Raw genomic sequence first — 17,979 nt, forward strand, 5'->3', positions numbered from 1 at the left:
AGTTCGCGCCAACGGGTCGCTATTGTTAGATCCGTTCCGCCCCTTCGGTGGAAGCACTGGTCGTCACCGGACCGTGCCACTTGTAACGCCAGGAATATCTCTGACGATGACGCACACGGGCGAAGAGTTGGACCTCGCCGTCACTGCCGCTGCGCAGGGCGACAGATCCGCTTTAGCTCAGGTACTCGGGATGATCCGCCCGCTGGTGGTGCGCTACTGCCGCGCGCGGATCGGAGCCGCGGAGCGTGGGCAGCTCTCCGCGGACGACGTTGCGCAGGAGGTTTGCCTGGCTGTGATGACCGCCTTGCCCAGGTATCAAGACCAGGGCAGGCCCTTCATGGCCTTCGTGTACGGGATCGCTTCGCACAAGGTCGCCGACGCGCATCGCAATGCCGCCCGTAACAAGGCGGAGGCGATGGCCGAAGTACCAGATGTCATATCCACCGACCAGGGACCGGAACAACGAGCTCTCGAGTCCGAGACGAGCAGGCAGATGAACCGTCTGCTCGCGACGCTTCCCGAGAAGCATCGAGAGATCTTGATCCTGCGCCTGGTCATGGGTTTGTCAGCGGAAGAAACCGCAGTCGCCGTGGGCAGTACGGCGGGTGCGATACGGGTCGCCCAACACAGGGCACTCGCGAAACTCAAGTCACAAGTGGCGAGGGCAGGTGAAATGTATGGCTAGGGATGGCGAGCGCGGTCGGGGTGACTGGAAGGCGCGGCTTGGATCGCGGAACAGCGGTCCCTACGCCGAGGCGTCCGGTGACACCGGCCCGGTCGACATCGCCGCGGTACGCCGCGACGATGCTCTGATCGACGCCATCGCCAGCGATGGTCCGGTGCACACCGACAGCGCCGAGGAGTATCAGCTCGCGACGCTGCTCGCGGATTGGCGCGCGGAGCTGATCGCCCCGCCGATGCCGGCGGAGCCGGATCTGGATGCGATCGTGGCCGCGGTCAACCAGGAGATCGGCGCGCGGCAGGCTCGCATCGGAGCACACGCCGGTGGGCGGCTACGGCTGCTTCGCCCGATCATGGGCACCGCGGCGGCACTGGCCCTGGTCATCGGGGGCATGACCGCGTTCTCCTACAACGCTGAGCCGGGCGATCCGCTGTGGCGGGTCAAGGAGGTCGTGTTCAGTGAACAGGCCCAGACCACCGTGGTGCAGCGGGCCGACAGCGACTTGACCCAGGCGTCGGCGCTGGTCTCGCAGAACCCGACGCAGGCCAAGGAGCGTCTGGAGCGGGCCAGGGAGACCGCCGAGCAGGTCAGCGATCCGGAGAAGCGCAGCGAGCTGATGACCGAGTGGCAGCGTTTGCTCGTCGAGCTGCGCAAGTACTCGCCGGAGCTGGCCGACCAGCTCGAGTCGACGGCGCCGAAGACCACCGACCCGCGCGCGACCCCGGGCAACAGCGCGACCACGCGGCCCAATCCGGCGACCGGCGGCCCCGGCACGACGATCCTGCAGCAGCCGACGGAGCAGTCCGGCAAGCCGACGCAACCGACGGATGCGACCACACCGAACGGCGGCGGCGCACCCACTACCGTCCCGCCGGTGACCACCCCGCCGCCCGCGGCGACCACGCCGCCGCAGGCGACCGTGGAACCCACCACGCCGCCCCAGCAGCCGCCGACCGCGCCGACAGTGGACGTGAAGCCGCCCACCGCGGAACCCACGGCGGACACCGGGGGTCCTCCGACCGCGCCGCAGCAGCCGCAGCCTCCCGCCACGCGGGTGCCGCCCCAGGACAACTACACGCCACCGACTGTCGTCGTGCCCGGCGTCCCCCTCAGCCCCGGTACGTTCACACAACCCGGTCGCTGAACAGAAGGAACCTCGAAAAAGACATGAACCGATCGCTGTCCGGCGGTCGGCTTTCTGTCTGTCGCGCTGTCGGCGTGTCGGTCTGCCGACGGCGCGCCGTCCGCCTACCGCCGTGATCGTGTGCGTCGAAAATCACAGTGGCAAGCATCGGATACGCGAGCCTCGAACGGGCCGCGTTCGTCGGTGGGAGGGCTGTCTCAGCTGTCGAATCCGTCGAACCCGTCGCCGTGGAAGGCCTCGTTCATCGAGGCGTCCGCGTAGCCACGGCAGTAGTCCCAGGTGACATACGCCTCCGGCGTCGGGTCGTAGGCGGGCTCGTGCGGGCGGACCGTGCCGTCGACCAGCAACTGCAACAGGTTGGCGCGCAACATGTCCCAGTCGTGGTAGTGGTCCTGCCTGCAGTCTTCGCAGCTGACCACGAGTCCGCGGATACCGCGATGGGCCAGCAGTGCCTCGTATACCGCGAGGTCGGCGAGATCCTCCTCGACCGCAAGGCGCTCGTGGGGATCCAGCGGCTCGCCGGGCTCGATGGCATCGAGCGCGGCGGACGGGTCGGAGGGGTCTCCGGCGAATGGATCCGGCGGCAAGCCAGGTGGTAGATGGTCGCGCACATCCCCACGGTACGCAGAACAGGGCCGTCTGCGCCAGCGATGCGGCCCGCCAGTTTCGGTGGTGGCCTCACTTCGTCGGCGAGTTCACCGGACCGATACCATGGAGCAAGGCTACGGCGGGTCCACCGCACCGCCGCCCACGCCACCGTCCATCCCATCAGCCGTCCCGACGCCGCTCCGTCCGGTGTCGGTCGCTATCGACGTCCAGGAGGGGTCGATCCGAATGAGTAATCCCGTATCGGGCGAACGAATCGCAGTCCGCCCTCCTACGGGTGGCGACGATCCGAACAAGATCGCCATGCTCGGCCTCACGTTCGACGATGTGCTGCTGCTGCCCGCCGCATCGGATCTGATCCCCAGTTCCGTGGAGACTTCCAGCCTGCTGACCAGGGAGATCCGGCTGCGCACCCCGCTGGTCAGCTCGGCCATGGACACGGTGACCGAGGCGCGGATGGCCATCGCCATGGCCCGCGCGGGCGGCATGGGCGTGTTGCACCGCAACCTTTCGACAGCCGACCAGGCCGCCCAGGTGGAGACGGTCAAGCGGTCCGAGGCCGGCATGGTCACCGACCCGGTCACCTGCCGCCCGACCGACACCCTCGCCGAGGTCGACGCGATGTGCGCCAGGTTCCGCATCTCCGGGCTTCCCGTGGTGGACGAGACCGGCGCGCTTGTGGGCATCATCACCAATCGCGACATGCGTTTCGAGGTGGACCAGAACCGCCGGGTCGCCGACGTGATGACCAAGGCCCCGCTGATCACCGCCCAGGAGGGCGTGACCGCCGAGGCCGCGCTCGGCCTGCTGCGCAGGCACAAGGTGGAGAAGCTCCCGATCGTCGACGGCAACGGACGGCTGCGCGGACTCATCACCGTCAAGGACTTCGTCAAGACCGATCAGTACCCGAACGCCACCAAGGACCGCGACGGCCGTCTGCTGGTGGGCGCCGCGGTCGGCGTCGGCGAGGACGCCTGGTCGCGCGCCATGACGCTGGCCGACGCGGGTGTCGACGTGCTCATAGTGGACACCGCGCACGGCCATCAGGCCCAGGTGCTGCAGATGGTGACCAAGGTCAAGACCGAGGTCGGCGACCGCATCCAGGTGGTCGGCGGCAACGTGGCCACCCGGGCGGGCGCCGCGGCCTTGGTCGACGCGGGCGCGGACGCGGTGAAGGTGGGTGTCGGCCCCGGCTCCATCTGCACCACCCGCGTCGTGGCCGGTGTCGGCGCGCCGCAGATCACCGCGATCCTGGAGGCGGTCGCGGCGTGCAAGCCCGCGGGTGTCCCGGTGATCGCCGACGGCGGCATCCAGTTCTCCGGCGATATCGCCAAGGCCATCGCCGCGGGCGCGTCCACCGTGATGCTGGGCTCGTTGCTCGCGGGCACCGCCGAATCGCCGGGTGAACTGATCCTGGTCGGCGGCAAGCAGTTCAAGAGCTACCGCGGCATGGGCTCGCTGGGCGCCATGCAGGGCCGCGGGCAGGCCAAGTCGTTCTCCAAGGACCGTTACTTCCAGGATGATGTGCTCGCCGAGGACAAGCTGGTGCCGGAGGGCATCGAGGGCAGGGTGCCGTTCCGCGGGCCGGTCAACCAGGTCATCCACCAGCTGGTCGGCGGGCTGCGCGCCGCCATGGGCTACACCGGTTCGCAGTCGATCGCGGATCTGCAGGAGGCGCAGTTCGTGCAGATCACCGCGGCGGGTCTGAAGGAGAGCCACCCGCACGACATCACCATGACCGTCGAGGCCCCTAACTACACCGGCCGCGGCTAGCCCGGCCTTGTTCATGTACAAGACCAACCGGTCCGTGCATGATTGAGCTTGCTCGACAAGCAATCGGCGACGAGCAAGCTGTGTGGCAGGGTGGTGCGGAGCGACCTGCGCTGCCCACCTACCACTGGTAACGACTGGAGGCGCGAGTCTTACGAGCGCCGCAGGTGCTGGCAAAACAAAATACAGGCCGATTCAGGCCTCCCAGCCCTGTCGGGTGCGAGTCTTACGAGCACCGTTCGCGGCCCGTCTCGCGTCCGAGTGACCGAAGCGCATGCGCCGCAGGCGCGAGTCTCGGTCGCTCGGACGCGAGACTTCCCGGGGCCGCGAACACGCAGCGCCGCAGGCGCTGCAAATCAGACAGAGCGCCGCAAAAAACTAAGGAGAATTCCCGTGCGCGACATGGTGGAGATCGGCATGGGCCGGACCGCCCGGCGTACCTACGAGCTGGACGACGTCGACATCGTCCCCTCGCGCCGGACCCGCTCGTCGAAGCAGGTCTCGCTGTCCTGGCAGCTGGACGCCTACCGCTTCGAGATCCCGTGCCTCGCGCATCCGACCGACGCGCTGGTGTCGCCGGAGTTCGCCATCGAGTTGGGCCGCCTCGGCGGGCTCGGCGTGATCAACGGCGAGGGCCTGTGGGCCCGGCACGCGGACGTCTCGGCGAAGATCGACCAGTTGCTCGAACTCGTCGGCAAGGGCGGCTACGAGCGCGCCGTGGCGTTGCTCCAGGAATTGCACGCCGCGCCGATGCAGCCGGACCTGCTCGCCGCGGCGGTCGCGCAGGTTCGTGCGGCCGGTGTCACGGTCGCGGTGCGGGTGAGCCCGCAGAACGCGCGCACCCTCACCCCGGCGCTGGTGCAGGCTGGCATCGACCTGCTGGTGGTGCACGGCACGATCATCTCCGCCGAGCATGTCGGCGACGGTGAACCGCTGAACCTCAAGACCTTCATCGCCGAGCTGGACGTGCCGGTGGTCGCGGGCGGCGTGAGCGACCACCGCACCGCGCTGCACCTGATGCGCACCGGCGCGGCAGGCGTGATCGTCGGTTACGGCTCCTACCCCGGTGCGACCACCACCGGCGAGGTGCTCGGCATCGGTGTGCCGATGGCGACCGCGATCGCCGATGCCGCCGCGGCCCGCCGGGACTACCTGGACGAGACCGGCGGCCGCTACGTGCACGTCATCGCCGACGGGGACATCGCGACCTCCGGCCAGCTGGCCAAGGCGATCGCGTGCGGGGCGGATGCCGCGATGCTCGGGGTGCCGCTCGCCGCGGCCGCGGAGGCGCCGGGCCGTGGCTGGTACTGGCCGTCGGCCGCCGCGCATCCCTCGGTGCCGCGCGGTTCGCTGTTGCACGTCGACGATCCGTGGGATCTCGGTGGCGAGCCGGAGGGCGGGAGCGTGCGCCCGAGCCTGGAGCGCGTGCTCTACGGTCCGTCGGACGATCCGTTCGGGTCGCTGAATCTCGTTGGGGGCCTGCGGCGTTCGATGGCCAAGGCCGGTTACTCGGATCTGAAGGAATTCCAGAAGGTCGGTCTCAGCGTGCGTGCCTGAGCTGTGTTCGATGTGCAGCGCCTGCGGCGAACGGTGCTCGTAAGACTCGCACCCCACAGGGCTGGGCGGCGTGAATCGGCTCAGCGCACCCGGGTCGGTTTCGTTCTACGGGTCGGCTTCGTCCTGGTGCGCAGGAATTGCTGAATCGCGTGGTTGACCGGCTCTGGGTGGGTCATCGTCACCGCCAGCCGGGCGTTCGCGATCTCGACGAAGGTGGCGCCGGACAAGCCGCGCGCCAGTTGCCGGGCGCGCTCGCGGTCCATGCCGCTGTCGGTGGGGTGAATCACCAAGGCGGGACAGGCGATTTCGCGGAGCCGGTCCAGCACCGAATCCCGGCTCAGCAGACAGCCAGCGGCGGCCTCGATGCCGCGCCGGTCGCGCACCAGCCAGCGCTGGGTCCAGATCGTGCGGTACCACTCGTCGTCGCCGATCAGCCAGGAGGCCAGTTGCCGCGCGGCCCGTTCGCGGGAGCCGTCGTCGTACCACTGTTGGAGGAACTTCTGCGTGGCGGTGGACTGCTCGGGCGTGGGGCCGTGCGCTTCGGTGCTGATCAGGATCAGCGCGGAGACCCGTTCCGGCGCGATCAGTGCGGTGCGCAGCGCGGTGAAGCCGCCCTGCGCGGTGCCGCCGACCACGGCCTGTTCGGCGCCGAGGTGATCGAGCACGGTCAGCGCGTCGCGCGCGGCGGTCCAGTAGGTGAACGGTAGGCCCTCGTCCCTGGTGCGGCCGTGGCCGCGTGCGTCCCAGGAGACGATCCGGAATTCCGGTGCGAGCGCGGCCGTTTGGGCGGCGAACATGGTGCGGTCCATGAAGAACTCGTGCGCCAGCAGTACCACCGGGCCGTCCCCGCCGCTGTCCTCGTAGTGAATGTCGGCATCGATCGCGCGGGCGAAGGGCACGAGCAGAAGGATAACCAGCGGGGCGGAGGTGCGCGGGACGATTCGGCCGGTCGACTCGGCGGTAGGCGAGGACGCTGTGCCGATGATTCGCTCGTTTCGCCGCTCACTAAACTGGGTGGGTGGCACAAACCCAGAGACCGGTCCTCGTCGTGGACTTCGGAGCCCAGTACGCGCAGCTGATCGCACGGCGGGTTCGCGAGTCGAGCGTGTACTCGGAGGTGGTTCCGCACACCACGACGGTGGAGGAGATCGCCGAGAAGCAACCGCTGGCGGTGATCCTCTCCGGTGGCCCGTCCAGTGTGTACGCCGAGGGCGCGCCGCAGCTGGACCCACGGCTGTTCGAGCTGGGACTGCCGGTCTTCGGCATCTGCTACGGCTTCCAGGCGATGGCGCAGGCGCTGGGCGGCACGGTCGCGCACACCGGCACGCGTGAGTACGGCCGCACCGAGCTCAGTATCGACGGAGGTTTGCTGCACGGCGGTCTGCCCGCCCTCCAACCGGTCTGGATGAGCCACGGCGACGCGGTCACCGACGCGCCGGAGGGCTTCGAGGTCACCGGCACCACCGCGGGCGCCCCGGTCGCCGCGTTCGAGGACCGCGCGCGCCGCTTGGCCGGCGTGCAATACCACCCCGAGGTGCTGCACTCGCCGCACGGTCAGCAGGTGCTGAGCCGGTTCCTGCACGAGCTCGCCGGTATCCCGTCCACGTGGACCCCGGCGAACATCGCCGAGTCGCTGATCGCGTCGGTGCGCGAGCAGGTCGGTGACGGGCACGCGATCTGCGGGTTGTCCGGCGGGGTGGACAGCGCGGTCGCCGCCGCATTGGTGCAGCGTGCCATCGGCGACCGGTTGACCTGCGTCTTCGTCGACCACGGCCTGCTGAGGGCGGGGGAGCGCGAGCAGGTGCAGCAGGATTTCGTCGCCGCGACCGGCGCCAAGCTGGTGACCGTCGACGCGGTGGACAAGTTCCTCGGCGAGCTGAAGGGCGTCACCGATCCCGAGGAGAAGCGCAAGATCATCGGACGGGAGTTCATCCGGTCCTTCGAGGACGCGGTGGGCGAGGTGGTGCTCGAGCACGGCGACGCGGACGGCGCGGCGCCGAAGGTCGAGTTCCTGGTGCAGGGCACGCTGTATCCGGACGTCGTGGAGTCCGGCGGCGGCAGCGGCACCGCGAACATCAAGAGCCACCACAATGTCGGCGGGCTGCCGGAGGACCTGGAGTTCGAACTGGTCGAGCCGCTGCGGTTGCTGTTCAAGGACGAGGTTCGCGCGGTGGGCCGCGAGCTGGGCCTGCCGGAGGAAATCGTTGCCCGTCAACCGTTCCCCGGCCCTGGTCTCGCCATCCGGATCGTCGGTGAGGTCACCGCGGATCGCCTGGACACGCTGCGCCGAGCCGACGCCATCGCCCGCGAGGAGCTCACGGCGGCGGGCCTGGACCGCCAGATCTGGCAGTGCCCCGTCGTGCTGCTGGCCGACGTCCGCAGCGTCGGCGTGCAGGGCGACGGCCGCACCTACGGCCACCCCATCGTGCTGCGCCCGGTCTCCAGCGAGGACGCGATGACCGCCGACTGGACCCGTCTGCCCTACGACGTGCTCGAACGCATCTCCACCCGGATCACCAACGAGGTGCCGGAAGTCAACCGCGTAGTCCTCGACGTAACCAGCAAGCCGCCGGGCACCATCGAGTGGGAGTAACTCCGATCGAATCGGTCAGCGCGGCCGGTGCCACGTGGCACTGTGCAGGACCACATGGCCCAAGAGCGTTCCGTTCGTGGTGAACAGCTGCGGTCTGCCGCGCGGGTCCGGTGGCGCGGGTCTTGCGGTGGCTTCGGCCTGAGCGGCCTTCTCGTCGGGCTTCATCAGTTCTCCTCGGGCAAGAACAATGGGCGCTGCGCGGCGGCTGGATGGTCACGATCGTTTACGCGGGGAGATCACCAGCACGATGCCGATGACGATCGCGGCGAGCACCACGATCCAACCGATCGGGAGCATGCTGGCCGCGGGCAGGGACGCGGGACCGATGAAGCCCCACACGCTCACCGCGAGGGCCAGCAGTCCGGCGATGAGCAGGGAGACGGCCGGGCCGCGGCGGGATTCGCTGGTGTTCTCGTCGTGCTCAGCCACGGCGCACCTCCACGTTTCCGAATCGGACATCGACGTTGAGATCGAGCACCGGCGCGCCGGGCGGGTTCGGCCCGCTGAGGCCGTCGTCGCAGATGGCTTCGGCCATGGACGTCGTGCAGCGGGTGCGGACGGTCAGGTCCTCGGGCAGCAGCACGCGGACTTCGGCCATGTGGGCGTCGATGTCAACGGCGCGGTTCTCGGTCAATTTCAGCGAACGCAGGTCCAGCGTGCCGGAGCCCATGGTCACCTTGTACTGCGGCGCCAGGTCGGCGGCGGAGGCGGGCGTCCAGATGTGGTCGCCCATCGCGCCGCGGTCGAACTCGATCGGGCCGACGACCGAGGCGAGCAGCACGAATCCGGCCAGCGGCGCGGTGAGCACCAGCAGGCCGTAGCCGCGGCGCAGGAACGCGCCGAGCACCAAGCCCAGACCGATCACCGCCAGCGCCGTCGCGCCGATCCGGCCCGGCGTCATCCACTCCACACCCGAGGCCGCCGCGGCGCCCGCCCCGGCCGCCGCCAAGATGGCCAGACCGATCACCACCGGGGTCAGCCGCGAACGCGGACGCTTGGGCGGTGCCGCCACGGCGGTGCGGACGGGGGCGGGTTCCGGCAGGTCCCAGGCCAGCGGGGCGACGCCGAGCGGATCCCAGGACGGAGGCGTTGCGCCCCCGATGATCGCGGGGTGCGCCGCCGCGGGACGGTTCCTGCCGGTCGCGGTGAAGTCCTTGCCGAGCGAGATGGGGCTATCGGTGGGTGACGCGCCGACCTGCTCTGTTTCGAGCTGGGGCGTCATGTTCCCAGCTGGCGGGGCCGGTTCGGGTTGATGGCCAAGGGATGGGTTCCGGCTGCCGTCGGGTGACGTACCGCGCCCGCCTTCGGTGTTCTCCACGGATTCGCCCGGCGCGGAGCCGTCACCGGTGGACGCGGGCAGGTCGGCTCGGTCGCTGGTCTCCGTGCTACCGGATGAGCCCGGTCCGGTCGGCGAGGTCTCCGATTCGGTGGGCCCGGCCTGATCGGCCGGTGGGCTCGCGGCGGACTTGTCGAGCACCACGGTCTCCGCATCGCCCTGCTGGTCGGCCACTCCCTTGTCCAGCGGAACCGTCTCGGCATCGCCATATGCTCGGACCGGCGTTTCCGGCACATACGAATCCGGGAGTTTGGTGTAGGGCGTGTACATGGTGTTCGGCGGTACGTACATGTCGCCGACGGTCCGAGGCGCTCCCTGCGGGAAGACCGCGCCGGGATAGCCGGTGGCGGTGATCCCGCCGTTCGGCGCGAACCCGCCGAACGCTTCGGTGGTGCCCGGCGGCGGCGTCGGCGTGCGCAGGTGCAGCATCCACCAGCCCGCCAACATCAGCGCCAGGCTGATCAGGCCGGACCCGCCGAGACCGACGCCGACCGGACCCATCGTGCTGACCGCGATGGCCAGCGCCACGATCAACACGATGCTCTTGGTCTGCGACTGCGAGCTGTGTCCTTTGCCGACCAGCGACTCGGCCGCCGACGCCTGATCGCCCGCGGCGCTCAGCAGCAGCCACGCCAGCAGATAGAGCACGAGGCCCGCGCCGCCGAAGATCGTCGAGACCACGAACGCGACGCGCACCAGCACCGGGTCGATGTCGTAGCGGCGGGCGAATCCCGCCGCGACACCCGCGATCGGGCCCTGCCGCGGCAACCGCACCGGCCGCGTCTGCCATATCTGCTGGACCTGATCGCCGAAGCTGGTTTTCGTCATGTTTCCCATGGTGAGCCCGATCCGTGCGTCGGCACATCGGGGGGAACCCTGAAAAAATATCCGGAACACTTTGGACCGATCGCCTGATCGAGCAACCAGCTGGTTATAAGGCGAATTTTTGAATATGACCCGGGTTTTTCGGCCTCATGGCCGCTTCTATCTGCGCTGCGTCGACTCAGCAATACTCTGGCACAAGCCCGTGCGGGCATGACCACCGCTGCTGTCCGTGTGCTGGTCCGCGCTGCTACCAGGGCTGTTCAGAAGATCTGGATCGACCGATCGAACAGTCGACGTCTCCTGAATCCGTGGCCTACTTCTCGGCGGATTCCTCGCGGGCAGACGGCGAACGCCCTGGAACGGCGCGCTACCGGGGACGGGCGGCGGACCGGCTACGACCAGCTTCAGGGCCTGATCGAAGCGGTCACCATGGGCGAGATCAGGGTGATTCCCGATGGCTGGCCGTCCGGTGGTCGTGCCAGTATCGAAGACATGTACCCGTCTGTTCCCGCGTTCGACACTCGGGGGTTCGACGCTGCCCGCGGTCCCGCGCCCGCGTTGGTCCCCGAGCCGCCGCAGGCGCGGATGGTGCGCCGATCGGGAGGACGGATCGTCGGCGGGGTGGCGGGTGGTCTGGCCGATCACCTCGGTGTCGACGTGTTCAAGGTGCGGATGGCGTTCGTGTTGCTGTCCGCACTGGCGGGGGCCGGGATCTTCGCGTACGGGTTGCTGTGGATCTTCACGCCGGGTGGCTCCGACCAGGTGAAGCCCTCCGGCGCGGAGCGGCGGCAGGCGATCGGGCTCGCCCTGCTCGGGCTCGGGCTCGCGGTCGCCGTGTCGTGGGTGTTCAGTGGCACGGCGGCCAAGGTGATCGCGCCGATCGTCGTGGTCGCGATCGGCGCGGCGCTGGTGTGGCGGGAGTACGACGTCGACGGCCCGCGCTCGTTGCTCGGGCTGCCCGCGCGGCCGTCGGTGGTGACCTGGTCGCGCGTCGTCGCCGGGGCGACGCTGATCGTGGTCGGCCTCGGTGTGGTGGTGCTGGCCAGGATCGATCTGAGTTCGCTCGGGTCCGCGTTGCTCGCCGTCGGGGTCACGCTGATCGGCGCGGGGTTGCTGACGGTTCCGCTGTGGCTGCGCATGATGCGCGCGCTGAACGCCGAGCGCTCCGCGCGCATCCGCAACGAGGAACGCGAGGAGATCGCCTCCCATCTGCACGATTCCGTGCTCCAGACGCTCGCCCTGATCCAGCGGCAGGCCGACGACCCGCAGGAGGTGGTGCGGCTGGCCCGCAGCCAGGAGCGGGAACTGCGCAAATGGCTGTTCGAGGATTCCGGTCCGGCCCAGTCGAGTCTGGCCGCGGCTCTGCGCACCATCGCGGGCGAGGTGGAGGACCAGCACGGGGTGAAGGTGGCGCCGGTGACCGTGGGAGACGTGTCGATGGACGTCGACGGCTCCGGGGCCGGTTTGCCCAAGGAACATTTCACCGCGCTGCTGGGCGCGACGCGGGAAGCGCTGGTCAACGCCGCGAAGCACGCGGGTGTCCCGGAGATCGACCTGTTCGCCGAGACCGAGCCGCACCAGGTGAGTGTCTTCGTCCGCGACCGCGGCGACGGATTCGACCTGGCGTCGGTGCCCGAGGATCGCCGGGGCCTGGCCAAATCCATCCGCGGCCGGATCGAGCGCCGCGGCGGTCAGGTGGAGATCATGTCCGCCCCCGGCCGCGGCACGGAGGTGCGGATCATCATGCCGCGCAGCGATTCCGGTGGCCAGGATTGCGATGCGAATGCCACCGCCGCATCCCAGGATTCGTCGGTCGCCGCAGCCATGCCTGAACCGGCGCCGATGCCTGAGCAGCCGGTGCGCCCCGGAAGGTGAGGAGCTCGCACGAATGGCTAGGGTGGCAAGGCAAACTGGACAAGCCCGACTGGTACGGCCTGAATACACGGAGAGGCGGGCGAGTGGCGCTTACGCGAGTCTTTCTCGTCGATGATCACGCGGTTTTCCGGTCGGGGGTGCGCGCGGAGTTGAGCCGGGAGGCCGACATGGAGGTGGTCGGCGAGGCCGGTGGCGTGGCCGAGGCGGTCGCCGGGATCAATGCGGCGCGCCCGGACGTCGTCCTACTCGACGTGCACATGCCCGATGGTGGCGGGGTCGCGGTGCTGTCGGGCATCGCGCCGGGGCCGGTGTGTCTGGCGCTGAGCGTGTCCGACGCCGCCGAGGACGTGATCGCGGTGATCCGGGCCGGGGCCAGAGGGTATGTGACGAAGACGATTTCGGGCTCCGAACTGGCCGACGGCATCCGCCGGGTGGCGGGCGGCGACGCGGTGTTCAGTCCGCGGCTGGCCGGATTCGTGCTGGACTCGTTCACCGGAAAGTCCCCGGTGCCCGAGCCGCCGCTGGACCCCGAACTGGACTCGCTGACCCCGCGCGAACTGGAGGTGCTGCGCCTGCTCGCCCGCGGCTACACCTACCGGGAGATCGCCGAATCCCTGTTCATCTCGGTCAAGACGGTGGAGACCCACGCCTCCAATGTGCTGCGGAAAACCCAGCAATCCAACCGCAACGCCCTGACCCGCTGGGCGCATCGCCGCCGTATCGACTGACCGCTCTTCGCCAGACCGTGCGCGTCTGCACGGGTGAAGAGCAGCTACGCTGCTGCTTGCGGTCCGGCGCGAGGCCCGGTGCGCCCTTCGTCTGACTGCGCCACCGATCGTGTGAATTCCCTGCCCGAACTCGCCCAGCGGTCCGGTCGCCGCGCGGCGCCATCGGCTCCGGGGATCGGATCGACGGTGCCGCCCGGGCGTGCGGGGACGTCAGAGGACGGCGACGATGATCGCGATGATGATGATCAGACCGATGAGCAAGCCGACGGCGATGGCCAGCGGGGCGCTGCTCGGCTGGGAAGTTCTGGCGCGCTGAACCGGCGTGGCGGCGGTCGCCCCGGCGTGGTTGCGGTGCGGGCGAGGCAGCGGCGTGGAGTGCGGGCTGCGGATGCCCGACGCCGAATTGCGCGCCGCCCAGGCCGGGATGGTTCCGTCCTCGGTGCGGACGGGTGCCCCGATGATGTACGGCCCGGTGCCGGGACCGAAAGCGGCGGTGAGGATTTCGTCCCGCGCCTCGGCCATGGTCGGGCGACGCTGCGGGGCGGGCTCCATCATGTGCAGCAGCGCCTGGGTGAGCACGCCGCTGCGGCTCGGCGGGATGATCTGCGCCATGGCGGCGCGCTGCACGATGACGTCGCTGTCCTCGTGGAAACCGAACGGCGGCTGGCCCTCGATCGCGGTGTAGAGCGTGGCGCCGAGCGAGAACACGTCGCTGGCCTTGGTCGGCTCCGCGCCGCGCGCCACTTCCGGAGGCAGGTAGGAGGGGGTGCCGGTGATCACGCCGTCCGGTTCGTCGGACACCTCGCCCGCGCCGCGGGAGATGCCGAAGTCGCTGAGTTTCGCCATGCCGACACCGGGACCGCGATCGGCGACAAGGATGTTGCCCGGCTTGATGTCCCGGTGCACGATGCCCACCGCGTGCGCGGCGGCGAGCGCGTCGGCGACCTGCGCGCCGATCTGCGCGACCTCGATCGGCGGCAGCGTGTCGACCAGCGCGAGCGCCTTGGCGACGCTGCGCGAGGGGAGGTGCTCCATCACCAGCCAGGGTTCACCGGCCTCGAGCACCACGTCGTACACGGCGATCGCGTGATCGTGCGAGAGTTTCGCGGCGACCCGGCCCTCGTGCATGATCTGGTTGCGGACCGCGTTGGCCTCCGCCTCGTCGAGTCCGGCCGTGGTGAGGACCTGTTTGATCGCGACATCCCGGTCGAGCAGCCGGTCGTGTGCCAGCCATACCGCGCCCATGCCGCCGCCACCCAGCTTCGACTGGAGACGGTAGCGGCCTGCGACGAGATACTGAGGGCCGACAGTAGGACGAGCGCGTTCGGTCACGGGTGCAGGGTAGCGGAAAATACGGCTAGCTGGCCTGATTCATGCCCGCGCCCGGGACGGCCGGTCAACGGCGATTTTCGTGGTTGACTTCCAACCATGTCGGTCGGTATGCGCGATGTCGAGGTGTTTCAGAACTCGAGGGCACGTTTGGAGGCGATCGCGTACCGGCTGCTGGGTTCGGCGAGCGACGCCGAGGACGCGGTGCAGGATACGTTCCTGCGTTGGCAGGCCGCCGACCGCGAGTTCGTCGAGACGCCCGAGGCGTGGCTGACGAAGGTGCTCACGAACATCTGCCTCAACCAGCTCACCTCGGCACGGGCCCGGCGGGAGGCCTATGTGGGCCAGTGGCTGCCCGAGCCGGTCTTCGCCGGGGACCGGATGCTCGGTCCGGTCGACACCGTCGAGCAGCGCGAATCGGTCTCGATCGCGATGCTCACCCTGATGGAGCGGCTGTCGGCCAAGGAACGCGTCGTGTACGTGCTGCGCGAGGCATTCGGTTACTCGCACGGCGAGATCGCCGGAATCCTCGAGCTCACCGAGTCGAACTGCCAGCAGATCTACCGGCGCGCCAAGCAGCACCTGGCCAGCGACCGGGCCCGCGTGGAGGTCGATGAGGCCGCCGCCCGCAAGATCGTCGAGGAGTTCCTCGCGGCCGCGCTGAGCGGCAAGACCGACTCGCTGGTGCGGCTGCTGGCCGACGATGCGATCAGCGCGGGCGACGGTGGCGGCGTGGTTTTCTCTCTGCCGGAGCCGGTTACGGGCGCGCTGCGGGTGGCGCGGTTCCTGCGCCGCCTGTTCGAGCCCACCGCGGCCAAGTGGGACATGATCGGCGGTCGCGCCGCCCTGTTCGCCGCGGTGGCCAATGGCGTGCCCGCGCTGGTGATCGTGGTCGGCGATCGGGTCGTCGGTGTCATCTCCCTCGAGGTGACGACCGAGGGCATCGCGGCCGTCCACACCCAGGGCAATCCGAGCAAGCTCGAACGCGCCACGCGCCACTGGGCGATGTCCGAGCACGAAGAGCCTCTCGTCGAAAACTGGTGACCTGGATCACACTTCATTTCTGTCAGGGTTCGGGCCGCTGTCCGGTTCAGGAAGCGAACACCACCCAGACAGGAGTGAGACCATGACCCACCGCATCGTCGTCCTCGGGGCCGGATACGCCGGAGCCAACGCCGCCGGTCGCCTGGCCAAGCGGCTGCACCCGGCCGACACCGAGATCACCCTCGTCAACGCCGATCCCGAGTTCGTCGAGCGGGTCCGCATGCACCAGCTCGCGACTGGTCAGGACCTGAAGCGCCGCATGCTGACCGACGTTTTCGCGGGCACGGGCGTTCGTGTGCAACTGGCGCGGGTGACCGCGGTCGATGCCGACCGCAAGACCGTCGGCATCGTCGCCGCCGATGGCTCCCGCGAGATCGCCTACGACACTCTCGTTTACGCCCTCGGCAGCGCCGCCGCTGACTGCGGTGTGCCCGGTGTGGCCGAGCACGCCTACGGCATCGCAGGCAGGCAGTCCGCGCTGCGGGTGCGCGAGCGTCTGGCGAGCCTGGGCGCGGGGGCGACCGTACTGGTCGTCGGTGGTGGTCTCACCGGTATCGAAGCGGCCACCGAGATCGCCGAAGCCCGACCGGACCTCGCGGTCGCCCTCGCCGCTCGCGGCGGCCTCGGCGACTGGCTGAGCGAGAAGGCCCAGCGGCATCTGCGCAAAGCGTTCGACCGGCTCGGCATCACCGTGCACGAGCACACCGACATCGCCCGCGTGCAGCCGACCGGCGCGGTCACCGCGGACGGCCGCGCCATCCCGGCCCAGGTCACCGTGTGGACGGCCGGTTTCGCCGTGCATCCCATCGCCGCGGCCACGACCCTGGCGGTTTCGCGGACCGGGCAGATCGTCGTCGACGAGACGATGCGGTCGGTCTCGCACCCCGACGTGTACGCCATCGGCGATGCCGCACTCGCCCCCGGGGCGAGCGGCAGTCCGCTGCGCATGTCCTGCGCCTCGGGAGTCCCGACGGCATACCAGGCGGCCGACGCCATCGCCGCACGCCTGACCGGCCGCGAGGTTCCCCGCAATTCGATCGGCTACACCGGCCAGTGCATCAGCCTCGGCCGCCGCGACGCGATCGTGCAGTGGGTGACCCCCGACGATCAGCCCAAGCCTTCCGCGCTCACCGGCACAGCGGCCGCGCGGCTCAAAGAGGTGATCTGCAAGAGCGCGGCCTGGAGCATCTCGCACCCGACATCGATGCTCCCGTCCCGCCGCCGTCACATCACCGTCGCCGAGTCGACCCCGGCGATCACCGCGTGACACCGCACCCCGGATGGGCCGTGCCGGACAGGACGAGCCGACACGGCCCGCTCACCGTATCGCCGTGGTCGGGACTGTCCGAGATCTCGCAGGTGGGACGCTGATCCGGCCAGCGAGACGAATTCAGACCTGCTCGAACAGATGCTGATCAGTGACCCGGCCGACTACGCGCGGCCGGGTCACTGTCGGTTCTGACCTCCATCCCACGCAGGTCGGATGCCACCGAATTCGTAGTGGCTGCCGCACCCGGTCTTGGGGCGACACGGACACGGTCCTTGACGAAACCTGGGGGTCGGTTTCTACTGGGTCGGTATCGAACGTATATTCGAGACAGATCGATAGCTGAATCGGTGCTGCTGCTCGAATCGTGCGGGTTGCCCCGCATGCTTCGCCTCGGGTCCATCGTGGAAGTAGGTGGTTGGGATGGGTTCGGATGCGATATCGCAGGAGGGGGGTGCGCTGTCGCGCGGCCGTGGGTGGGAGAGCCCTCCTTCACTGGCTGAACTGCGCAGACGCATAGCAGCGGTACCTGGGCACGGTGAATCGGTCGCGGCCGCGCACGGCCGGTCGGACGCCGGGCGGCGCACCGAGGCGTTGCCGGTGCCCGCCGCGCTCGCGCCATTGTTGCCCGATGGTGGCTTGGTCAAGGGATCTGTGGTGGCGTACTCGGGAGCGAGTTCGCTGCTGGCCGGGTTGCTCGCCGCGGTGACCGAGGACGGCGGGCATGCCGCGGTGGTCGGAATGCCCCGGCTCGGGTTGCTCGCCGCGGTGGAGATGGGGGCGCAGCTGCGGCGGCTCGCCGTGATCGCCGATCCCGGCCCCGACCCGGTGGAGGTCGCCGCAGTCCTGCTCGACGGGCTGGACCTGGTCGTGCTCGGGCTCGGCGGCGGCGCCGTTCCGCCCGCCCGCGGCAGGGTGATCGCGGCCCGCGCCCGCGCCAAAGGCGCCACCCTCGTGGTGGCCGACGGCCGCTGGCCGGGCGCGTCCCTCCACCTCGACGCCCGCATCGCGGGTTACGCCGGTCTCGGCCGCGGGCGCGGACGACTGCGGTCGCTCGGCTTGACGGTCGAGGTGCGCGGCAAGACAGGATCGCCCCGGCGTGGACGGCTGGATCTGTGCCCGAACGCGGGACGCGTCGAATGGGTGCTGCGCGACAAGGCCACGCAGACAGTCGAAGCCATCGACACGCAGGAAGCCGTGTCGTGACCGAGCGAGTGACCGAT

16 protein-coding genes are annotated in these 17,979 nt (G+C 69.6%); 10 read left to right on the top strand and 6 right to left on the bottom strand.

Going from position 1 to position 17,979, the window contains the following annotated elements; translation table 11 throughout:
* The first annotated feature begins 106 nt into the window (after window positions 1–106).
* Window positions 107–685: a sigma-70 family RNA polymerase sigma factor gene (locus ON34_RS04455; RefSeq protein ID WP_040774594.1), complete on the top strand. Its 579-nt coding sequence runs from the start codon at window positions 107–109 to the stop codon at window positions 683–685.
* Window positions 678–1,826, top strand: a complete 1,149-nt coding sequence (locus ON34_RS04460) for an anti-sigma-D factor RsdA (protein WP_051022141.1) — start codon at window positions 678–680, stop codon at window positions 1,824–1,826. The genes ON34_RS04455 and ON34_RS04460 overlap by 8 nt, the downstream gene beginning before the upstream one ends.
* Window positions 1,827–2,023: 197 nt before the next feature.
* On the opposite strand, the gene ON34_RS04465 is transcribed toward ON34_RS04460, so the two are convergent.
* Window positions 2,024–2,437 (bottom strand): DUF5319 domain-containing protein, encoded by a 414-nt coding sequence (locus ON34_RS04465; RefSeq protein ID WP_011207424.1) that lies wholly within the window; start codon window positions 2,435–2,437, stop codon window positions 2,024–2,026.
* 223 nt (window positions 2,438–2,660) lie between these two features.
* Between ON34_RS04465 and guaB the strand changes: the two genes are divergently transcribed.
* Complete coding sequence (gene guaB, locus ON34_RS04470; RefSeq protein ID WP_174371999.1) at window positions 2,661–4,205, top strand: IMP dehydrogenase; 1,545 nt, start codon at window positions 2,661–2,663, stop codon at window positions 4,203–4,205.
* 390 nt (window positions 4,206–4,595) lie between these two features.
* Window positions 4,596–5,759 carry a GuaB3 family IMP dehydrogenase-related protein gene (locus tag ON34_RS04475; RefSeq protein ID WP_040774597.1) on the top strand — a complete coding sequence of 388 codons (1,164 nt, stop codon included), beginning with the start codon at window positions 4,596–4,598 and terminating at the stop codon, window positions 5,757–5,759.
* 80 nt (window positions 5,760–5,839) lie between these two features.
* On the opposite strand, the gene ON34_RS04480 is transcribed toward ON34_RS04475, so the two are convergent.
* Window positions 5,840–6,658: an alpha/beta fold hydrolase gene (locus ON34_RS04480; RefSeq protein ID WP_040774599.1), complete on the bottom strand. Its 819-nt coding sequence runs from the start codon at window positions 6,656–6,658 to the stop codon at window positions 5,840–5,842.
* Between the two features lie 119 nt (window positions 6,659–6,777).
* Between ON34_RS04480 and guaA the strand changes: the two genes are divergently transcribed.
* Window positions 6,778–8,352 (top strand): glutamine-hydrolyzing GMP synthase, encoded by a 1,575-nt coding sequence (guaA, locus tag ON34_RS04485; protein WP_040774601.1) that lies wholly within the window; start codon window positions 6,778–6,780, stop codon window positions 8,350–8,352.
* 15 nt (window positions 8,353–8,367) lie between these two features.
* Here the strand turns inward: guaA and ON34_RS35775 are convergent, their stop codons facing one another.
* The 3 genes from ON34_RS35775 to ON34_RS04495 are packed head-to-tail and all read right to left on the bottom strand — an operon-like array spanning window position 8,368 to window position 10,516.
* Window positions 8,368–8,517 (bottom strand): hypothetical protein, encoded by a 150-nt coding sequence (locus tag ON34_RS35775; RefSeq protein ID WP_157172171.1) that lies wholly within the window; start codon window positions 8,515–8,517, stop codon window positions 8,368–8,370.
* Between the two features lie 48 nt (window positions 8,518–8,565).
* Entirely contained in the window at window positions 8,566–8,781 is a 216-nt protein-coding gene (locus tag ON34_RS04490; protein ID WP_051022142.1) for a hypothetical protein, read from the bottom strand.
* Entirely contained in the window at window positions 8,774–10,516 is a 1,743-nt protein-coding gene (locus ON34_RS04495; RefSeq protein ID WP_373291857.1) for a PspC domain-containing protein, read from the bottom strand. The genes ON34_RS04490 and ON34_RS04495 overlap by 8 nt, the downstream gene beginning before the upstream one ends.
* A 489-nt stretch (window positions 10,517–11,005) precedes the next feature.
* Here ON34_RS04495 and ON34_RS04500 point away from each other — a divergent pair, with 489 nt between their 5' ends.
* Both ON34_RS04500 and ON34_RS04505 read left to right on the top strand, forming a co-directional pair.
* A complete protein-coding gene (locus tag ON34_RS04500) occupies window positions 11,006–12,388 on the top strand; it encodes an ATP-binding protein (RefSeq protein ID WP_083889146.1) in 1,383 nt (460 codons plus the stop codon).
* A gap of 83 nt (window positions 12,389–12,471) precedes the next feature.
* Window positions 12,472–13,116: a response regulator gene (locus ON34_RS04505; protein WP_040774607.1), complete on the top strand. Its 645-nt coding sequence runs from the start codon at window positions 12,472–12,474 to the stop codon at window positions 13,114–13,116.
* A gap of 210 nt (window positions 13,117–13,326) precedes the next feature.
* Here ON34_RS04505 and ON34_RS04510 read toward each other — a convergent pair whose 3' ends face one another.
* A complete protein-coding gene (locus tag ON34_RS04510; protein WP_040774609.1) occupies window positions 13,327–14,448 on the bottom strand; it encodes a serine/threonine-protein kinase in 1,122 nt (373 codons plus the stop codon).
* 96 nt (window positions 14,449–14,544) lie between these two features.
* On the opposite strand from ON34_RS04510, the gene sigJ reads away from it, so the two are divergent.
* The 3 genes from sigJ (at window position 14,545) to imuA' (ending at window position 17,962) form a co-directional block, all read left to right on the top strand.
* Complete coding sequence (sigJ, locus tag ON34_RS04515; protein ID WP_040774610.1) at window positions 14,545–15,489, top strand: RNA polymerase sigma factor SigJ; 945 nt, start codon at window positions 14,545–14,547, stop codon at window positions 15,487–15,489.
* Window positions 15,490–15,571: 82 nt separating this feature from the next.
* A complete protein-coding gene (locus tag ON34_RS04520) occupies window positions 15,572–16,756 on the top strand; it encodes an NAD(P)/FAD-dependent oxidoreductase (protein WP_040774611.1) in 1,185 nt (394 codons plus the stop codon).
* 423 nt (window positions 16,757–17,179) lie between these two features.
* Entirely contained in the window at window positions 17,180–17,962 is a 783-nt protein-coding gene (gene imuA' / locus ON34_RS04525; RefSeq protein ID WP_040774613.1) for a DnaE2-dependent mutagenesis accessory factor ImuA', read from the top strand.
* Window positions 17,963–17,979 lie beyond the last annotated feature (17 nt).

The sequence above is a fragment of the Nocardia pneumoniae NBRC 100136 genome, from assembly GCF_000308755.1.
GTDB classification, from domain to species: Bacteria; Actinomycetota; Actinomycetes; order Mycobacteriales; family Mycobacteriaceae; genus Nocardia; species Nocardia pneumoniae.

What these genes read in the sequence shown, in the direction of transcription:
- ON34_RS04455 (WP_040774594.1), top strand. Translation starts at nt 107, where the DNA reads ATGACGCACACGGGCGAAGAGTTGGACCTCGCCGTCACTGCCGCTGCG.
- ON34_RS04460 (WP_051022141.1), top strand. Translation starts at nt 678, where the DNA reads ATGGCTAGGGATGGCGAGCGCGGTCGGGGTGACTGGAAGGCGCGGCTT.
- guaB (WP_174371999.1), top strand. Translation starts at nt 2,661, where the DNA reads ATGAGTAATCCCGTATCGGGCGAACGAATCGCAGTCCGCCCTCCTACG.
- ON34_RS35775 (WP_157172171.1), bottom strand. Translation starts at nt 8,517, where the DNA reads ATGAAGCCCGACGAGAAGGCCGCTCAGGCCGAAGCCACCGCAAGACCC.
- ON34_RS04495 (WP_373291857.1), bottom strand. Translation starts at nt 10,516, where the DNA reads ATGACGAAAACCAGCTTCGGCGATCAGGTCCAGCAGATATGGCAGACG.
- ON34_RS04500 (WP_083889146.1), top strand. Translation starts at nt 11,006, where the DNA reads ATGTACCCGTCTGTTCCCGCGTTCGACACTCGGGGGTTCGACGCTGCC.
- sigJ (WP_040774610.1), top strand. Translation starts at nt 14,545, where the DNA reads ATGTCGGTCGGTATGCGCGATGTCGAGGTGTTTCAGAACTCGAGGGCA.
- ON34_RS04520 (WP_040774611.1), top strand. Translation starts at nt 15,572, where the DNA reads ATGACCCACCGCATCGTCGTCCTCGGGGCCGGATACGCCGGAGCCAAC.
- imuA' (WP_040774613.1), top strand. Translation starts at nt 17,180, where the DNA reads ATGGGTTCGGATGCGATATCGCAGGAGGGGGGTGCGCTGTCGCGCGGC.